The organism is Lolliginicoccus lacisalsi (assembly GCF_014841105.1).
Lineage (GTDB): Bacteria > Actinomycetota > Actinomycetes > Mycobacteriales > Mycobacteriaceae > Lolliginicoccus > Lolliginicoccus lacisalsi.
Window position 1 is genome coordinate 91,736 of sequence record NZ_JACYWE010000010.1, and the last position, 16,179, is coordinate 107,914.

A 16,179-nucleotide genomic window follows, 5' to 3' on the forward strand; every position below is an offset into this window, starting at 1 on the left:
GCATGAGCGAGCCTGCCACGCGCCCCGTGGCCCCGTCGCAGGATCCCAAGGGGGTTATTCTCGGGGCTTCGGCCTACGCCTGCTGGGGCTTGTTCCCGGCGTTCTTCGGGCTGCTGGCGTTCGCCGCGCCAGTGGAGATCCTCGCGCACCGCATCGTGTGGACGATGTTGCTCATGCTGGTGGTGGTGCTGCTCCTGGGGCAGGGCAGGGCGCTGCTGCGGATGGGTGCCCGGAATTGGGCGCTCGTCGCGGCGGCCTCGTTGTTCATCAGCATCAACTGGGGCATGTACATCTATGGCGTTGTCAGCGGCCGGGTGGTGGAGACCGCGCTCGGGTATTTCATCAACCCCCTCGTCAGCGTCCTCATTGGCGTGATCATCTTCCGCGAGCGCCTCTCGCGCGCCCAAACCGTGGCGCTCGGGCTCGGCGCGCTGGCGGTGATCGTGCTGACCCTCGACTATGGCTATCCGCCGTACATCGCGCTGAGCCTCGCGTTCTCCTTCGCCCTCTATGGGGTGACGAAGAAGCTCATCCCGATCGATCCCCGGCAGAGCGTCGCCGGGGAGACGCTGGTGGCCGCGCCGCTCGCGCTGATCGTGCTGGGCTGGCTCGCCCTGCACGGCCAGGGCAGCTTCCTCGATGGCGGCGCCCCGCACGTGCTGCTGCTCATCGCCGCAGGCCCGGTGACCGCGATCCCGCTGCTGCTGTTCGCCGGGGCCGCGCAGCGCGTGCCCCTGGTGACGATGGGCTTGCTGCAATACCTCACGCCGAGCTTGCAGATGGCCTGGGGCGTGATCGTGCTGCGCGAGGACATGCCGGCCTCGCGCTGGCTTGGCTTCGCGATCATCTGGCTGGCGCTGGCGATCCTCACCACCGACCTGGTCCGCCGCTACCGGGGGCGGCGGGCGAGGCGCATGCGAAGTGTCAGTGCGCCCGCCTAGAGTGGGGGCGTCACATCAGGAGTCGGCGGGACCGAGGGGCATACGTGGCTGGTTCGCAGCATGGATCGTTCGTGCATCTGCACAATCACACCGAGTACTCGATGCTCGATGGCGCGGCGAAGGTCAAGCCGTTGTTCGCGGAGGCGCAGCGGCTCGGCATGACCGCGGTGGGCATGACCGACCACGGCAACATGTTCGGCGCGAGCGATTTCTACAATGTCGCGACGAGCGCGGGCATCAAGCCGATCATCGGGATCGAGGCGTACGTGGCGCCCGAGTCGCGGTTCAACCTCAAGCGCATCCGGTGGGGCGAGCCGTCGCAGAAGTCCGATGATGTCTCGGGCAGCGGTGCCTACACGCACATGACCATGGTTGCTCGCAACGCGACGGGACTGCGCAACCTGTTCACCCTGTCCTCGCTGGCGTCGATCGAGGGCCAGCTCGGCAAGTGGCCGCGCATGGACGCGGAGCTGATCGCGCAGTATTCCGAGGGCATCATCGCCACGACCGGGTGCCCGTCGGGCGAGGTGCAGGTGCGCTTGCGGCTCGGCCATGACAAGGAAGCGCTCGAGGCCGCGGCGAAGTGGCAGGAGATCTTCGGCAAGGAGAACTTCTTCCTCGAGCTGATGGATCACGGCATCTCCATCGAGCGGCGGGTGCGCGACGGGCTGCTCGAGGTGGGGCGCAAGATCGGCATCCCCCCGATCGTCACCAATGACTGCCACTACGTGACGGTGGACCAGGCCAAGAGCCACGAGGCGCTGCTGTGCGTGCAGACCGGCAAGACGCTCAGCGACCCCACGCGCTTCCGGTTCGACGGTGATGGGTACTTCCTCAAGTCGGCCGAGCAGATGCGCGCCGCCTGGGATGACATGGTGCCCGGGGCATGCGACAACACGCTGCTCATCGCCGAGCGCGTGGAGTCGTACGAGGAGGTGTGGAAGCATCGCGATCGCATGCCCGTCTTCCCCGTGCCCGGGGGGGAGACCCAGGCCAGCTTCCTGCGGCGCAGCGTCCATGAAGGGCTTCAGCGTCGCTTCCCCTCCGGTGTCCCCGAGCACTACACCCGGCGTGCGGAGTACGAGCTCGACGTCATCAACCAGATGGGCTTCCCCGCCTACTTCCTCGTCGTCGGTGATCTGATCCGGCATGCCCAGGAGGTCGGGATCCGGGTGGGGCCCGGGCGCGGCTCGGCGGCGGGCTCGCTGGTGGCCTTCGCGCTGGGCATCACGAACATCGACCCGATCCCGCATGGCCTGCTGTTCGAGCGGTTCCTCAACCCCGAGCGCGTCTCCATGCCCGATATCGATATCGACTTCGACGATCGCCGCCGGGGCGAGATGGTGCGCTACGCCACCGAGCGTTGGGGCAGTGATCGTGTCGCGCAGGTCATCACCTTCGGCACCATTAAGACCAAGGCCGCCATCAAGGATTCCGCGCGCGTGACGCTCGGGCAGCCCGGCTACGGCGTAGCCGACAAGATCACCAAGGCCCTGCCGCCGCCGATCATGGCGAAGGACATCCCGCTGCACGGAATCATGGATCCGCAGCACGAGCGGTACAAGGAGGCCGCCGAGGTGCGCGGCCTCATCGAGAACGATCCCGAGGTGCGCCAGATCTACGAGACCGCGCTCGGCCTCGAGGGCCTGATCCGCAATGCCGGCGTGCACGCGTGCGCGGTCATCATGTCGTCCGAGCCCCTCATGGAGGCGATCCCGCTGTGGAAGCGCGCGCAGGACGGCGCGATCATCACCGGATGGGACTATCCCTCCTGCGAGGCCATCGGCCTGCTCAAGATGGACTTTCTCGGCCTGCGAAACCTGACGGTCATCGGTGACGCCATCGACAACCTCAAGTCCAACCGCGGCATCGATATCGATCTCGACACCCTTGCCCTCGATGACCCCAAGGCCTACGAGCTGCTCGCCCGCGGCGACACCCTCGGCGTCTTCCAGCTCGATGGCTCGGCGATGCGCGACCTGCTTCGCCGCATGCAGCCCACCGGGTTCGAGGACATCGTCGCCGTGCTCGCGCTCTACCGGCCCGGCCCCATGGGCATGAACGCCCACAACGACTACGCCGACCGCAAGAACGGCCGCCAGCCCGTCAAGCCGATCCATCCCGAGCTCGAGGAGCCGCTCAAGGAGATCCTCTCGGAGACCTACGGCTTGATCGTCTACCAGGAGCAGATCATGCAGATCGCTCAGAAGGTGGCCGGGTACTCCCTCGGGCGCGCCGATATCCTCCGTCGCGCCATGGGCAAGAAGAAGGCCGAGGTGCTCGCCGCCGAGTTCGAGGGCTTCGAGAAGGGCATGCAGGACAACGGCTTCGGCAAGGCCGCCATCAAGGCGCTGTGGGATACGATCCTGCCGTTCGCCGGCTACGCCTTCAACAAGTCCCACGCCGCCGGGTATGGCCTCGTCTCCTACTGGACCGCCTACTTCAAGGCCAACTTTCCCGCCGAGTACATGGCGGGGCTGCTCACCTCCGTCGGGGATGACAAGGACAAGGCAGCGATCTACCTGTCGGACTGCCGCAAGATCGGCGTCACTGTGCTCCCGCCCGACGTCAACGAGTCCGAGCGCAACTTCACCTCCGTCGGCGACGACATCCGCTTCGGCCTGAGCGCCGTCCGCAACGTCGGGTCCAACGTCGTCTCCGCGATCATCGAGGGCCGCACCGAGAAGGGGCACTACACCTCGTTCTCCGACTACCTCAACAAGGTCGAGGCCGCCGCCTGCGGGAAGAAAGCCATCGAGTCGCTGATCAAGGCCGGAGCGTTCGACTCGATGGGGCATCCCCGCAAGGGCCTCGTGCACATCCACTCCGATGCCGTCGATTCCGTCATGAGCACGAAGAAGGCCCAGGCGATGGGCCAGTTCGACCTCTTTGGCGGCGACGATGCCGAGGACGTCACCAGCGTGTTCGAGGTGAAGGTCCCGGACGAGGAATGGGACACCAAGCATCGCCTCGCCCTCGAGCGCGAGATGCTCGGCCTCTACGTCTCCGGCCACCCGCTCAACGGCATCGAGCACCTGCTCGCCGCGCAGACCGACACCCCGATCACCGCGATCCTCGACGGCACCATCAAGGACGGCGCGCAGGTCACGGTCGGCGGCATTTTCGCCTCGGTCACCCGGCGCGTGAACAAGAACGGCCAGCCCTGGGCCGCTGCCCAGCTCGAGGATCTCGAAGGTGGCATCGAGATCATGTTCTTCCCGCAGTCCTACTCCCTCTACGGCATGGACGTCACCGAGGACGCCATCGTGCTGGTCAAGGGACGCCTCAAGCGCCAGGATGACCGCCTTTCCATCATCGCCAATGACCTCGTCGTCCCCGATCTCTCCGACGTAGGGGTGGCCCAGCCCATCGCGCTGACCATGCCGCCCCGGCTGTGCACGCCCGACAAGGTGGGCGCGCTCAAGCAGGTCCTCACCCGTCACCCTGGCGGCGCCGACGTGCATGTGCGGCTCCTCGCAGGGGACCGCATCACCACCCTCAAGCTCGACGACAGCTACCGGGTGGCCCCGTCCTCCGCGCTCATGGGCGATCTCAAAGCGCTCCTCGGACCAGGCTGCCTGGGGTAGTAATAGGAACCACGACCAGGTCACCCCACAGCACGGGAGCGGACATGCGCACAATCGCACCAGCCAGGCTCGCCCTGCTCGGCGCCGCGGCAGCTCTCCTCGTGAGTACCTCCTGCGGATCGATCGATCAGTCCACGCCCGCGACACCGAGCGGCGTCCCCGGCAGCGCCATCGCGGAGATGCAAGCAGCACGCGACGGGATCCACCGCTTCACCGAGCGCTTCAACCAGGAAATGGCCAGCCAGGACGCGGCCAATACCGTGTACTCGCCGCTGAGCATCGCGACGGCGTTCGCCATGCTCCGAGCCGGGGCAGGCGATGCCACCGCGGAGCAGCTCGACGCCCTGTTCGGTTACCCCGCGAGTGGCGCGGCGCCTGCGTACGGCGATCTGCTCGACGCGATCGGCACCACCTCCGAGCCGCCCGAGCCCACCGATCCCGGCGCCACCCGCGGCAGCGATGAAGCACCAGCGCCCACCATCGTGGCCCTCGCGCAGGGACTCTTCGTTGCCGAGGATCTTGATCTCGGCGGGGAGTTCACCGAGACCCTCGCGGCCCACTTCGAAGCCCGGCCCGAGCAGGTTGACTTCGCGAGCAGCGATGCGGTGCAGGCCCTCAACGATTGGGCCAGCGACAATACCGCCGGGCGCATCACCGAGATGTTCGATCAGCTCGACCCCGCTACCGTCGCGGTGCTTGCCAACGCCACCTACATGAAGGCCGAATGGCAAGTGCAGTTCAGCGAGAACGAGACTAGCGACGAGGAATTCACCCGCCCCGGCGGAGCCACCGTGACGACACCCATGATGAACAAGCAGAACGCTCGGGTGCGGCACGTCGAGACACCGGGCTGGACGGCAATAGCGCTGCCCTACCGCGGTGACGAGCTCGTGCTGTGGCTCGCCCTCGATCCAAGCGATGAGACCGTCCCACCGCCCGCGGTCACCGAAGCCATGCTCGAGGAGCTCGCGCGCGGCGGCACGGAGCGGTCCGCGCAGGTCGCGCTGCCCCGGTTCCGCATCGACACCACCACCGGCCTGCTCGATACGCTCGACAGGATCGGCCTCACCGACCTCGGCGGGCTCGACGCGATCAGTCCCGGGTTCACCCTCAGCGATGCCGTCCACCGCGCTACCATCACCGTTGATGAGGCCGGCACCGAGGCCGCGGCCGTCACTGGCCTCGCGGGGGTGACCAGCATGCCACCGCAGTCGCAGATCACCTTCCGCGCCGACCAGGCATTCGCCTTCGTCCTCATGCACCAGCCCACCGGTACGCCCCTGTTCACCGGAACGATCACAGACCCCACCGGGTGACCAGCCGACCTGCCTGACCGAACCAACCCCAGTACCCCGCCGACCCCAGCGCCCCGCCGACCGAGGAGACCCGCGCCATGCCCCTGTCCGGAACCTACGAGCCGCCCGCCACCGATTTCGTCCGCCAGCAGATCGAGACCTTCGAGGCCAGCGATGGCGCGGACGGCAACACGATGGGCGGCAAGCCGGTCGTCGTGGTCACCATGCAGGGCGCGCGCAGCGGCAACCTGCGCAAGGCCTGCCTCATGCGCGTCGAGCATGAGGGCGAGTACGCGCTCATCGCCTCGATGGGCGGCGCGCCCCGGCACCCCGCCTGGTACCACAACATCATCGCCCACCCGCACGTCGAGCTGCAGGACGGCGCCGTCCGCAAGGACTATGACGCCCGCGAGGTCCACGGCGAGGAGCGCGAGCTGTGGTGGCAGCGCGCCGCCGAGGTGTGGCCCGACTACAACGAGTACCAGACCAAGACGGACCGGATCATTCCCGTCCTGGTCCTCGCCCCGCGGACCTAGCTCGCGCACCGGGGCGGATGCGGCCCGGGCAGGATCACTACCGAAAGCGTCACGGATCCGGCCAGCCGGCCCAACGACTGGATAACCGTGCGCCCGGGATGGCAGCATGGACCGAGTGTCAACTGCTCATGATGTCCCGGCCCATTCGTCCCCGGCACTGCTGACCGCGGGCGATATCGACGCTGCCGCGGTACGCATCGGTAGCGTCGTCGCGGCCACGCCGCTCGAGCGGTGCGATCGCCTCTCCGAGATCACCGGGGCCAACATCTGGCTCAAGCGCGAGGACCTCCAGCGAGTCCGCTCCTACAAGCTGCGCGGCGCCTACAACCTCATGGTGCAGTTGACCGACAAGGAACGTGGCGCTGGGGTCGTCTGCGCCAGCGCGGGCAACCATGCGCAGGGAGTGGCGCTCGCCTGCAAGGCCCTCGGCATCAAGGGGCGCATCTACCTGCCCTCCAACACACCGAAGCAGAAGCGCGATCGCATCCGCGCCCACGGCAACAGCTTCGTCGAGCTCAAGATCACCGGCCCCACCTACGACGAGGCCGCCGCGGCCGCCGCCGAGGATTGCCAGCAGACCGGCGCCACGCTCATCCCACCTTTCGACGACCCCCGCACCGCTGCCGGCCAAGGCACCATCGCCGCCGAGATCCTCGAGGTGCTCGACGGTCAGCTCGACGCCATCGTCGTGCCGGTCGGAGGGGGCGGGCTCATCGCTGGGGTGACCACCTACCTGCGGGAACGATCCCCTCGGACCACCATCGTGGGAGCCGAGCCCGCTGGGGCGGCCTCGATGATCGCTGCCCTCGCCGCGCACGGCCCGGTCACCCTCCGTGACATCGACCCCTTTGTCGACGGCGCGGCCGTGCGGCGCGTCGGCGACTTCACCTACGGTGTGCTCGCCGCGGCCGGGGCGACCGCTCTCACGCACGCGTCGTTGCCGCTCGTCGCGTCCGTGCCGCGCCCGAGCCGCCCCGGCGACCTCTCCCTGATCAAGGTCGACGAGGGGGCCGTGTGCACCGCCATGCTCGACCTTTACCAGAACGAGGGCATCATCGCCGAGCCGGCCGGGGCCCTCGCCACCGCTGCCCTTGAGCAGATGACCTTCGAGCCCGGGCAGAACATCGTCTGCATCGTCTCCGGGGGCAACAATGATGTCTCCCGCTATGGCGAGATCCTTGAGCGCTCGCTCGTCCACATGGGGCTCAAGCACTACTTCCTCGTCAACTTCCCGCAGGAGCCCGGCGCGCTGCGGCGCTTCCTCGACCAGGTCCTCGGGCCTGACGACGACATCACGATGTTCGAGTACGTCAAGCGCAACAATCGCGAGACCGGCGGCGCCCTCGTCGGGATCGAGCTGGGGGATCGCGAGGGCCTCGCGCCGCTGCTCGCGCGAATCCGCAAGTCCGGCATGGATGTCGAGCGCCTCGAGCCAGGCAAGCCCGCCTTCCGCTACCTGATCTAGGGCGCCCATACCGCGCTGGCCTGTCGCCGTGCTGGTAGCGGAGTGATTCGCTACGGTTGTCCGATGGGACCGGCGCTGATGGCGCCGCCGCGACAAGGAGGACATGGTGGCTGGATCGTTGCGCGAGGAATTGTTGTCGCAGGGCAACAAGGACGCGTTCGTGGCAGAGGCGCGCGCGGTGCTCGATGCCGAGGTGAGGGCGAAGCGCGGCCCCGGCGGCATGGTGATCAAGGGGGCCTACCGGACGGTGAACGCGGTGCACGCGACGTTCGTCGACGGGGTGCTGCGGGCGCTGCTGCCTGACTTCCTGGCGGACCTGCAGCCGCACTGGGATGCGTTCCAGGCCGACAGCACCGAGGATTTCGGCCAGTACCTGGCGCAGCATGGTCATTCGGCCGCGGATTCGTTGCTCGCGGTCGTCGATCGCCGCGCGGCAGGCTCCTCGTACAGGAGCGTGGTGAAGCTGTATGGCCAGTTGCGCGGCCAGGCGCACAAGCATGTCGTGCAGGCGCTGCCCGCAGTGGGCGAGCTGATCCAGCGCAACATGCTCCGTCCATGACGGTTCGCCGCCCGGTGCGCTAGCTCGCCCGGGGATGTAGCTCGCGTGGCGGCGGCTGGGGCTCGCCGCCACGCACGTACAGGGCCATGCCGTCGCGGGGCAACGCGTCGGTGATGCTGACGCCGGGATCGTCAGGGGCGCAGTAGATCGTCCGGTCGGTGGTGACGTCATGCCAGGTGCCGGGCGGGAACCGGATCAGGGTGCGCGACCACTCCTCGGGATCATCATCGATATCCGCGCGGATATCGTGGTTGAGCGATCGCAGGACGACACAGATCGCTTCGGGCAGGGAGTGCGCGCGGCCGCGCGCGAATCCCACCACGTGGGTCTGCCTGGGGCCAGTGGCTTGCAAGGGCTCGTACTCGCCGCCCACGAAGACCTCGGGCCGCTCGGCGCGCAGGGCGAGCGCTGCCGAGAGCAGCGTGCCGAGCGTTCTTGGCTGGCCCGTGATGATCGGGCTGCCGGGGCCGAGCGCATCGATGAGCCGTGCCTGCGGGGTGCCACCGGCGGGAATGAGGGTGCGGGGCCAGTTCCGCGCGACGTGGGCGCGCATGAGGTGGAACTCCGAGCGTGGCACGTAGTGCTTGGCGAGGGTCCGCGCACGCCCATTGTGCCCGGCGAGGACGCCCGCGGTAGTGCGGGTGAGCTCCACCGCTACCGTGCCGTCGATGCTGGCGGGCAGGGCGGGGCCGCCGGAGCGCGGCAGCGGCATGGGCGCCTGGACGAGGACGAGCCCCCGCTCGCCGACGAGCGCCCGCAGGCGCTGTGATGCCTCCGCGAGGGAATCGACCGTGCCGATCCCGGTGAGTATCACGCCATCGAGCAGTCCCTGCTCGAGCATCCGGTGCAGCTCGCTCGCCGCGGGCTCGATGGGGGCTGGCAGCGCGTCGAGCTCCGCGAGCGAGGGGAGCGCGAGGAGGAGCCGGGCCGCGGTTCCAGGCTCCTCGAGGAGGGCCCTGATCCTGTCCGCCCCCGCGCCCAGGATCGTCACCGGGTGCACGGCAACGTGGGAGCAACGCACGGCATCGGCATCGCCCCGGAGGCGGGCAAGCGCGGCCACGGGGTCCTGCCCCGAGCGGGGCGGGGCCGCGCGCGGCCAGTACACGCTGTTCAAGCATGGTCGGCCGGGTCGGCTAGGGAGGCTCACCGCTCCATCGTCTCACCACCAGGCGGTCGCGTCCCCGAGTTGCCGGTCGAGCTCGGGGATGATCGAGCGCACGTAGGAGGCGGTGAGGTGGTTGAAATCGCGGTAGACCGCGATGTTTCCCTCGACCGCGCGGCAGGCGGTAGGGCCGCAGATCGCATCGGACATGTCGAGCGCGACCATGCCCGGGATCTGCTCGGCCCACTCCTCCGCGGGGTCGGTGGCCCGCAGCACGCTGCTGCGGGGCTCGCCGCAATCCTCGGGGGTGTTGCGCCCGGCCAGGCATTCAGCAGGATTGGGGAAGGGCCACAGCCAGGGATTGTCGCGGAGACCGAGGATGTTGAGCCCCGCGCGCGAGAGTGCCTTGAACGCCTCCACGTAGGTGCCGGGGATGAAGTCTCCGGTGCCATCGTGCAGCGGACGGGTGCTATTGGTGAGGACGAAGTCGGGCTGGGTGGCGATCAGGTGCTCGGCGAGGCGGAGGTTCCAGTCGCGGCACTCGGGATAGGGCAGCCCATCGAAATGGCGGGGATCGGGCTCGTCGAACATGGGGCATCCCATCTTGACGATCACGGTGACGCGGAAGCCGCGCGCGAGGCCGATGGGATGCAGCGCGCTGATCCACTGCTCGGCATGCGAGCCGCCCACCAGAGCGATGGTGCGGAAGGCGGATGGGTCACCGTACTCGCAGATGACCAGGTCCGCGGTGGTGTAGTTGGCGATGCACTTGTCCTTGGCGGTGACCGGATGGTCGCGCTCGATATCGAGGGGGTCCGGGAAGAGCCGCGCCTCGGGCACGGGCGCTGCGTCGGTGAGCGCGAGCGCGCCCGGGTGCGTGCGGGAGCCCGGCGGATCCTGGAGCGAGGAGTCGCGGTTGGCGATGTAGCCGAGCCATCCACCGGCGGCGGCGAGCATGAGGACCGTGGCGAGCCCGAGCCCGACGGCGGGATAGGTCGAGCGGCGCTTCCAGCGCCTGCGGGATTCGCTGGGCGCGGGATTGCGTCGGCTGTAGCGCAGCGGCGCCTCGATGAAGCGGAGGGTGAGCCACGCGCAGCCCAGCGATATCACGATGATCGCTAGGCCTTCCAGGATCGTCGCGGTGGGCCTGGTGGTGTGGATGAGGTAGAAGATGAGGATCGGCCAGTGCCACAGGTAGAAGGCGTAGGCGAGGGACCCGAGCCACACGAGCGGACCGCTGCCCAGCAGGGTGCGCACGGGATCGCTGCGGGTCGCGTTCGCCCCGGCAATGATGATCGCGATCGCGCCGAGAACCGGAACGAGGGCCCAGGGGCCCGGGAACTGGGCGCGTCCGTCGAGGAGGATGCCTGTGGATGCGATGGCGGCGAGACCGCCGAGGGCGAGGACTGGACGGGCCACGGCGGGCACGCGGATGAGGGGGAGGAGCGCGGCTATGGCCCCGCCGAGCAGGAGCTGCCAGGTGCGGGCGAAGGTGTCGTAGTAGTTCCAGGACGGACGCGAGAGGACGTGGACGGCGGCGTAGGCGAACGACGCGATGGTGACGGCAAGGATGACTCCGGTCGCGGCGCGGGCGGACCAGATGTGGCGGCGCGGGTGGCGGCGCGCTACGGCTTGCGCGATCCACGCGGTGGCGTAGGTGGCGAGGAGGGTCCCGAGGAAGAACTGGCCCTGCACGGACATCGACCACAGGTGCTGCAATGGGCTTGTGGAGGGGTCGGCGGCGAGGTAGTCCCCGGCCGCGATGGCGAGGTACCAGTTCTGGTAGTAGCCCGCGCTCGCGAGGAGCTGCTGCGCGATCTCGTCCCAGCGCGTGAACGGGATGAGCAGGTATGTCGCGATCATGGTGGCGACGAGCACGGTCAGCAGCGCCGGCAGCAGGCGCCGGGCGAGCCGCTTGATCACGGGCAGCGGGGAGAGATCGGTGCCCCGCCGGATCGTGCGCAGAAGCATGCCCACGAAGAAGAACCCGGACAGGGCGAGGAAGACGTCGACGCCACCGGAGACGCCGAGCGCCCAGACGTGGTAGGCGACGACCAGGAGGATCGCGAGCCCGCGCAGCCCGTCGAGATCCAAGCGGTATTGCATGGCCGGAGCAGGCATCCGGGTGTCTGTGAGGGGGCGTCGCGTGATCGGCGCGTTCATAACGAATACTCACGATACCTTGGGGCCCGTTCATGCTGACGCCGTGTAGCCAATGACCGCGCGGGGCCGGGCTCCGGTGAACATTTCGTGATCACCCTCGCGAAGCACCAGAATCGTCGGACCGCCGGACTACCGTATGCATTATGTCGACCAATCTGGATCAGCATCTGGATGGATCTTCCCGGCCAGCCGCTGGCGCGCTCGACGAGGCCTTCGCGCCGCTGCGCCGGGAGCTGCTCGCGCACTGCTACCGCATGCTGGGCTCCTTCCACGATGCCGAGGACGCCGTGCAGGAGACCTACCTCCGCGCCTGGCGCTCGTACTCCTCGTTCGAGGGCCGCTCCTCGGTGCGCACCTGGCTGCACCGGATCGCCACCAACGTGTGCCTGACCATGTGCGAGGCGCGCAAGTCCCGCGCCCTGCCGCGCGGGCTCGGCCAGGAACGCAGCGATCCCCGCGCGCTGCTCGAGCAGAGCCACGAGATCCCCTGGCTCGAGCCCTTCCCCGGGCCGACGGCTGGCACCAGCGCCGACCCCGCCACCGCGACCACCGAGCACGCCCGCGTCCGGCTCGCGCTCATCGCTGCGCTGCAGCACCTTCCGGCCCGGCAGCGCGCGGCCCTGCTCATGAAGGAAGTCCTCCAATGGAAGGCCAGCGAGATCGCCGACGCGCTGGGCACCACCACCACCTCGGTCAATAGCAGCATGCAACGCGCGCGCGCCCACCTCGCGGAGCTCGCGCTCGACGAGGACACCCTCGCGGAGCCCGATGACCAGGCCACCCGAGAGTTGATCGGACGCTACGCCTCGGCCCTCGAGCGCAAGGACATCCCCGCTATCGTGCAGATGTTCACGGCGGACGCTATCTGGGAGATGCCACCCTTCGTGGGCTGGTACCAGGGTCCCGCCGATATCGGTGCGCTGATCGACATCCAGTGCCCGGCCGGGCCCGGGGAGCTGAGCGCGCTCCCGGTCATCATGAACGCGCAGCCCGCGCTCGCCGTCTACATCGCCGCGCCCGGGGACCGCTGGGAGGCCTTCCAGATCCAGGTGCTCGACCACGATGGCCAGGGCAGGCTTGCCCACGCCTATGTGTTCTTCGATACGGCCTTGTTCACCGCGGCTGGGCTCCCGCTCGCGCTGCCCGGCACCGAGATGCAGCGCCGCCTGCGCCGCGCCTGAGCCCTCGTGGCTCGATTTCTGCCACGCGCGGCGATACTGTCGTGCATCGTGGTGGACTACGCACAGACACAGGTCGCGAAGTGGGATGCCCGCGCGATCAGCGAGGCCGACGCCGCCCACGTTTGGCACCCGTATGGCGCGTTCCCTCCCACGACGCGGCCCCTGGTCGTCGACAGCGCCCGCGGCACGAGGCTCTGCCTCGCCGATGGCCGCGAGGTCATCGACGCCATGAGCTCGTGGTGGGCGGTCATCCACGGGTACCAGCACCCCCGCCTAGACGAGGCGGCGCGCGCGCAGATCTCCCGCATGTCCCACGTGATGTTCGGCGGACTTACCCACGAGCCCGCAGCGCGCCTGGCATCGCTGCTCGTCGACATCACCCCCGAGCCGCTCACCAAGGTGTTCTTCGCCGACTCCGGGTCCGTCTCCATCGAGGTGGCGGTCAAGATGTGCCTCCAGTACTGGCGCAGCGTCGGCAAGCCCGCCAAGAACAAGCTCCTCACCTGGCGGGGCGGATACCACGGCGACACCTTCACCCCGATGAGCGTGTGCGACCCTGACGGTGGCATGCACGCCATGTGGACCGACGTGCTGCGCCCCCAGGTGTTCGCGCCGCGCCCCCCGGCCGACCATGATCCCGCCTACACGGCCGAGCTCGAGCGGCTCATCTCCACCCACGCCAACGAGCTCGCCGCGGTCATCGTCGAGCCTGTCGTGCAGGGCATCGGCTCCATGCGTTTCCACCATCCCGGCCATCTCGCCGACCTGCGCCGCCTGTGCGACGAGCATGGCGTGCTGCTGATCATCGATGAGATCGCCACCGGCTTCGGGCGCACGGGCAGCCTCTTCGCCATCGAGCAGACCGGCATCGCGCCGGACGTGATGTGCATCGGCAAGGCACTGACCGGCGGCTACCTCACGCTCGCCGCGGTGCTGTGCACCGACGAGATCGCCGGGACCATCAGTGCCTCTCCCGCGGGCGGCCTGATGCACGGACCCACCTTCATGGCCAACCCGCTGGCATGCGCCATCGCCGTCGCCTCCACCGAGCTGCTGCTCGAGCAGGACTGGCCGAGCACGATCGCGGACATCGAGCGCGCCCTCGCGGCGGGCCTGGCCCCGGCCCGGGAACTGCCTGGGGTACTTGATGTGCGCAGCAAGGGCGCGATCGGGGTGATCGAGATGCGCGAGCCCGTCGATATGCAGCTCGCCACCGACATCGCGCTCGAGCACGGGGTCTGGCTGCGCCCGTTCCGGACGCTCGTCTACACCATGCCGCCCTATATCAGCACCTCCAGCGATCTCGCCGCGATCACCACAGCGATGGTCGCGGTGGCCGCTGCTCACTCCAGCGTGCCGGGCTCGTGAGCGGCCCCGTGGATCCACTCGGCTGGCTCGACGGCGCAGCGGCCCTGCGCCGGGAGCGGGGCATGCAGCGCGTGCTGCGGCCGCGGCACGAGCACGACGCGATGATCGACCTCGCCTCCAACGACTACCTCGGTCTGTCCCGGCACCCCGAGGTCATTGACGGTGCCATCGAGGCGGTGCGGGCCTGGGGCGCGGGCTCCACGGGATCACGCCTGGTCACCGGGGACACCGACGCGCACCAGCAGCTCGAGCAGGAGCTCGCCGCGTTCACCGGGGCGGCCACCGGCCTGGTGTTCGCCACCGGGTACGCCGCGAACCTCGGCGCGGTGACCGCGCTGAGCGACCGCGACACCCTCGTAGTATCCGACCGCACCAACCACGCGTCCCTCGTCGATGCCTGCCGCCTCTCCCGCGCGCGCACCGAGATCGTCGCGCACCGCGATCTCGACGCGATGCGCGACGCCCTCGAGGAGCGTGACGAGGAGCGTGCCCTTCTGGTCACCGATTCCGTGTTCAGCGCCGACGGGGACCTCGCGCCGCTGCGCGCCATGCACGCGATCTGCCGGGCCACCGACGCCGTCCTCATCGCTGACGAGGCGCACGGGGTCGGCGTGCGCGGCGACGGTGGACGGGGCCTCTTGCAGGAATGCGGCCTCGCCGGCGAGCCCGATGTGATCATCACCCTCACCCTGTCGAAAGCACTGGGCAGCCAGGGCGGCATGGTGCTCGCCGACGAGAAGGTGCGCGACCACCTCATCAACACCGCGCGCAGCTTCATCTTCGACACCGGGCTCGCCCCCGCCTCGGTCGGCGCGGCGCGCGCGGCGCTGCGCGTGCTGCGCCGCGAGCCGGAGCGGGCGACCGCCGTCCTCGACCATGCGCGAGCGCTCGCCGCCGCGGCGGACGTCACCGAGATCCCGGAGTCCGCGGTGGTCTCCGTGGTGCTCGGCGATGCCGCTACCGCGGTGGCGGCGGCGGAACGGTGCGCGGCGCTCGGCGTGCGGGTGGGCTGCTTCCGGCCACCCTCCGTGCCCGCGGGGACCTCGCGCCTGCGCCTGACCGCGCGGGCCGACCTCACAACGCACGAGATCGACACCGTGGTCGAGGTGCTGCGCGCCGTGCTCGGCGAAAACCGCTAGACAACGACCCCGCTAGACAACGACCCCTCTAGACAACGACAGGGCAGGGGAGCCGCATTGAGCGTCCTGCTCATCACTGGAACCTCCACCGAGGTCGGCAAGACCGCCGCTACCGCGGTGCTCGCGGCCATCGCGCTTGGATCGGGAGCCAGCGTCGCGGTGTGCAAGCCCGCTCAGACCGGCATCGATGACGGCGAGCCGGGCGACCTCGCCGAGATCGAGCGCAGGGTGCCAGGCATCCACGCCGTCGAGCTTGCCCGGTATCCCGAGCCGCTCGCTCCGCTCACCGCGGCCAGGCGCTCCTCCCGGCCAGCGCTGCGTCTCGCGGAGCTGCTCGAGTCAGTGCGGGAGCTCGAGGCGCGGCATGACCTCGTGCTCGTCGAGGGCGCGGGTGGCGTGCTCGTGCAGCTTGGCGCGGACGGCTTCACCCTTCGCGACGTCGCCCGCGAGCTCGCCGCTCCCGTAGTGATCGTGGCGGCGGCCGGGCTCGGCACCCTCAACCACACCGCGCTCACGGCGGAGGCACTGCGCCACGAGGAGGTAGCCATCGCGGGCATCGTCATCGGAGCATGGCCCGCGGAGCCAGACCTCGCCATGCGCTGCAACCGGACTGACCTTTCCGCTGTCACCGGCGTGCCCGTCGTCGGGGTGATTCCAGCAGGCATGCCCCTCGCTGAGCGAGACACTTTCACCAGCGCCGCGAGGCACTGGATCGAACCGCGATTCCAGGATTTCTACCTGCATCGACGCGACACGTAGGCAGCGGCATTCACACTTTAGTGAGACGGTAAGGCACACTGAATTGGCGTGGGGCAGGTCACGAGGTGCTCGGACCGTCGCCCC

The 16,179-nt window shown here is 69.1% G+C and carries 12 protein-coding genes; 10 read left to right on the forward strand and 2 right to left on the reverse strand.

The window, feature by feature from the left end:
* Nucleotides 1-2: 2 nt before the first annotated feature.
* The 6 genes from rarD to HT102_RS14935 all read left to right on the forward strand — a co-directional run bounded on the left by rarD (nt 3) and on the right by HT102_RS14935 (nt 8,383).
* On the forward strand, nt 3-941 hold the full coding sequence (gene rarD / locus HT102_RS14910) for an EamA family transporter RarD (protein WP_192040231.1): 939 nt from the start codon (nt 3-5) through the stop codon (nt 939-941).
* Nucleotides 942-985: 44 nt separating this feature from the next.
* Nucleotides 986-4,528, forward strand: a complete 3,543-nt coding sequence (gene dnaE / locus HT102_RS14915; protein ID WP_333473483.1) for a DNA polymerase III subunit alpha — start codon at nt 986-988, stop codon at nt 4,526-4,528.
* A gap of 44 nt (nt 4,529-4,572) precedes the next feature.
* The gene (locus HT102_RS14920) at nt 4,573-5,844 is read left to right on the forward strand and encodes a serpin family protein (protein WP_192040232.1); all 1,272 of its coding nucleotides are present in this window, start codon (nt 4,573-4,575) and stop codon (nt 5,842-5,844) included.
* Nucleotides 5,845-5,921: 77 nt separating this feature from the next.
* Nucleotides 5,922-6,359 (forward strand): nitroreductase family deazaflavin-dependent oxidoreductase, encoded by a 438-nt coding sequence (locus HT102_RS14925; RefSeq protein ID WP_192040233.1) that lies wholly within the window; start codon nt 5,922-5,924, stop codon nt 6,357-6,359.
* 106 nt (nt 6,360-6,465) lie between these two features.
* Entirely contained in the window at nt 6,466-7,824 is a 1,359-nt protein-coding gene (gene ilvA / locus HT102_RS14930) for a threonine ammonia-lyase IlvA (protein WP_192040234.1), read from the forward strand.
* 103 nt (nt 7,825-7,927) lie between these two features.
* Nucleotides 7,928-8,383, forward strand: coding sequence for a DUF6918 family protein (locus HT102_RS14935; protein WP_192040235.1), 456 nt, complete (start codon nt 7,928-7,930; stop codon nt 8,381-8,383).
* A gap of 19 nt (nt 8,384-8,402) precedes the next feature.
* On the opposite strand, the gene HT102_RS14940 is transcribed toward HT102_RS14935, so the two are convergent.
* On the reverse strand, nt 8,403-9,488 hold the full coding sequence (locus HT102_RS14940) for a hypothetical protein (RefSeq protein ID WP_192040236.1): 1,086 nt from the start codon (nt 9,486-9,488) through the stop codon (nt 8,403-8,405).
* Nucleotides 9,489-9,542: 54 nt separating this feature from the next.
* Entirely contained in the window at nt 9,543-11,591 is a 2,049-nt protein-coding gene (locus HT102_RS14945; RefSeq protein WP_192040237.1) for an acyltransferase family protein, read from the reverse strand.
* A 200-nt stretch (nt 11,592-11,791) separates the two neighbouring features.
* On the opposite strand from HT102_RS14945, the gene HT102_RS14950 reads away from it, so the two are divergent.
* The 4 genes from HT102_RS14950 to bioD all read left to right on the forward strand — a co-directional run bounded on the left by HT102_RS14950 (nt 11,792) and on the right by bioD (nt 16,095).
* A complete protein-coding gene (locus tag HT102_RS14950; protein ID WP_192040238.1) occupies nt 11,792-12,829 on the forward strand; it encodes a sigma-70 family RNA polymerase sigma factor in 1,038 nt (345 codons plus the stop codon).
* 48 nt (nt 12,830-12,877) lie between these two features.
* Nucleotides 12,878-14,197 (forward strand): adenosylmethionine--8-amino-7-oxononanoate transaminase, encoded by a 1,320-nt coding sequence (locus tag HT102_RS14955; protein ID WP_333473484.1) that lies wholly within the window; start codon nt 12,878-12,880, stop codon nt 14,195-14,197.
* 62 nt (nt 14,198-14,259) lie between these two features.
* Nucleotides 14,260-15,336, forward strand: coding sequence for an 8-amino-7-oxononanoate synthase (locus HT102_RS14960; protein WP_192040276.1), 1,077 nt, complete (start codon nt 14,260-14,262; stop codon nt 15,334-15,336).
* A gap of 57 nt (nt 15,337-15,393) precedes the next feature.
* Nucleotides 15,394-16,095 (forward strand): dethiobiotin synthase, encoded by a 702-nt coding sequence (gene bioD, locus HT102_RS14965; RefSeq protein WP_192040239.1) that lies wholly within the window; start codon nt 15,394-15,396, stop codon nt 16,093-16,095.
* Nucleotides 16,096-16,179 lie beyond the last annotated feature (84 nt).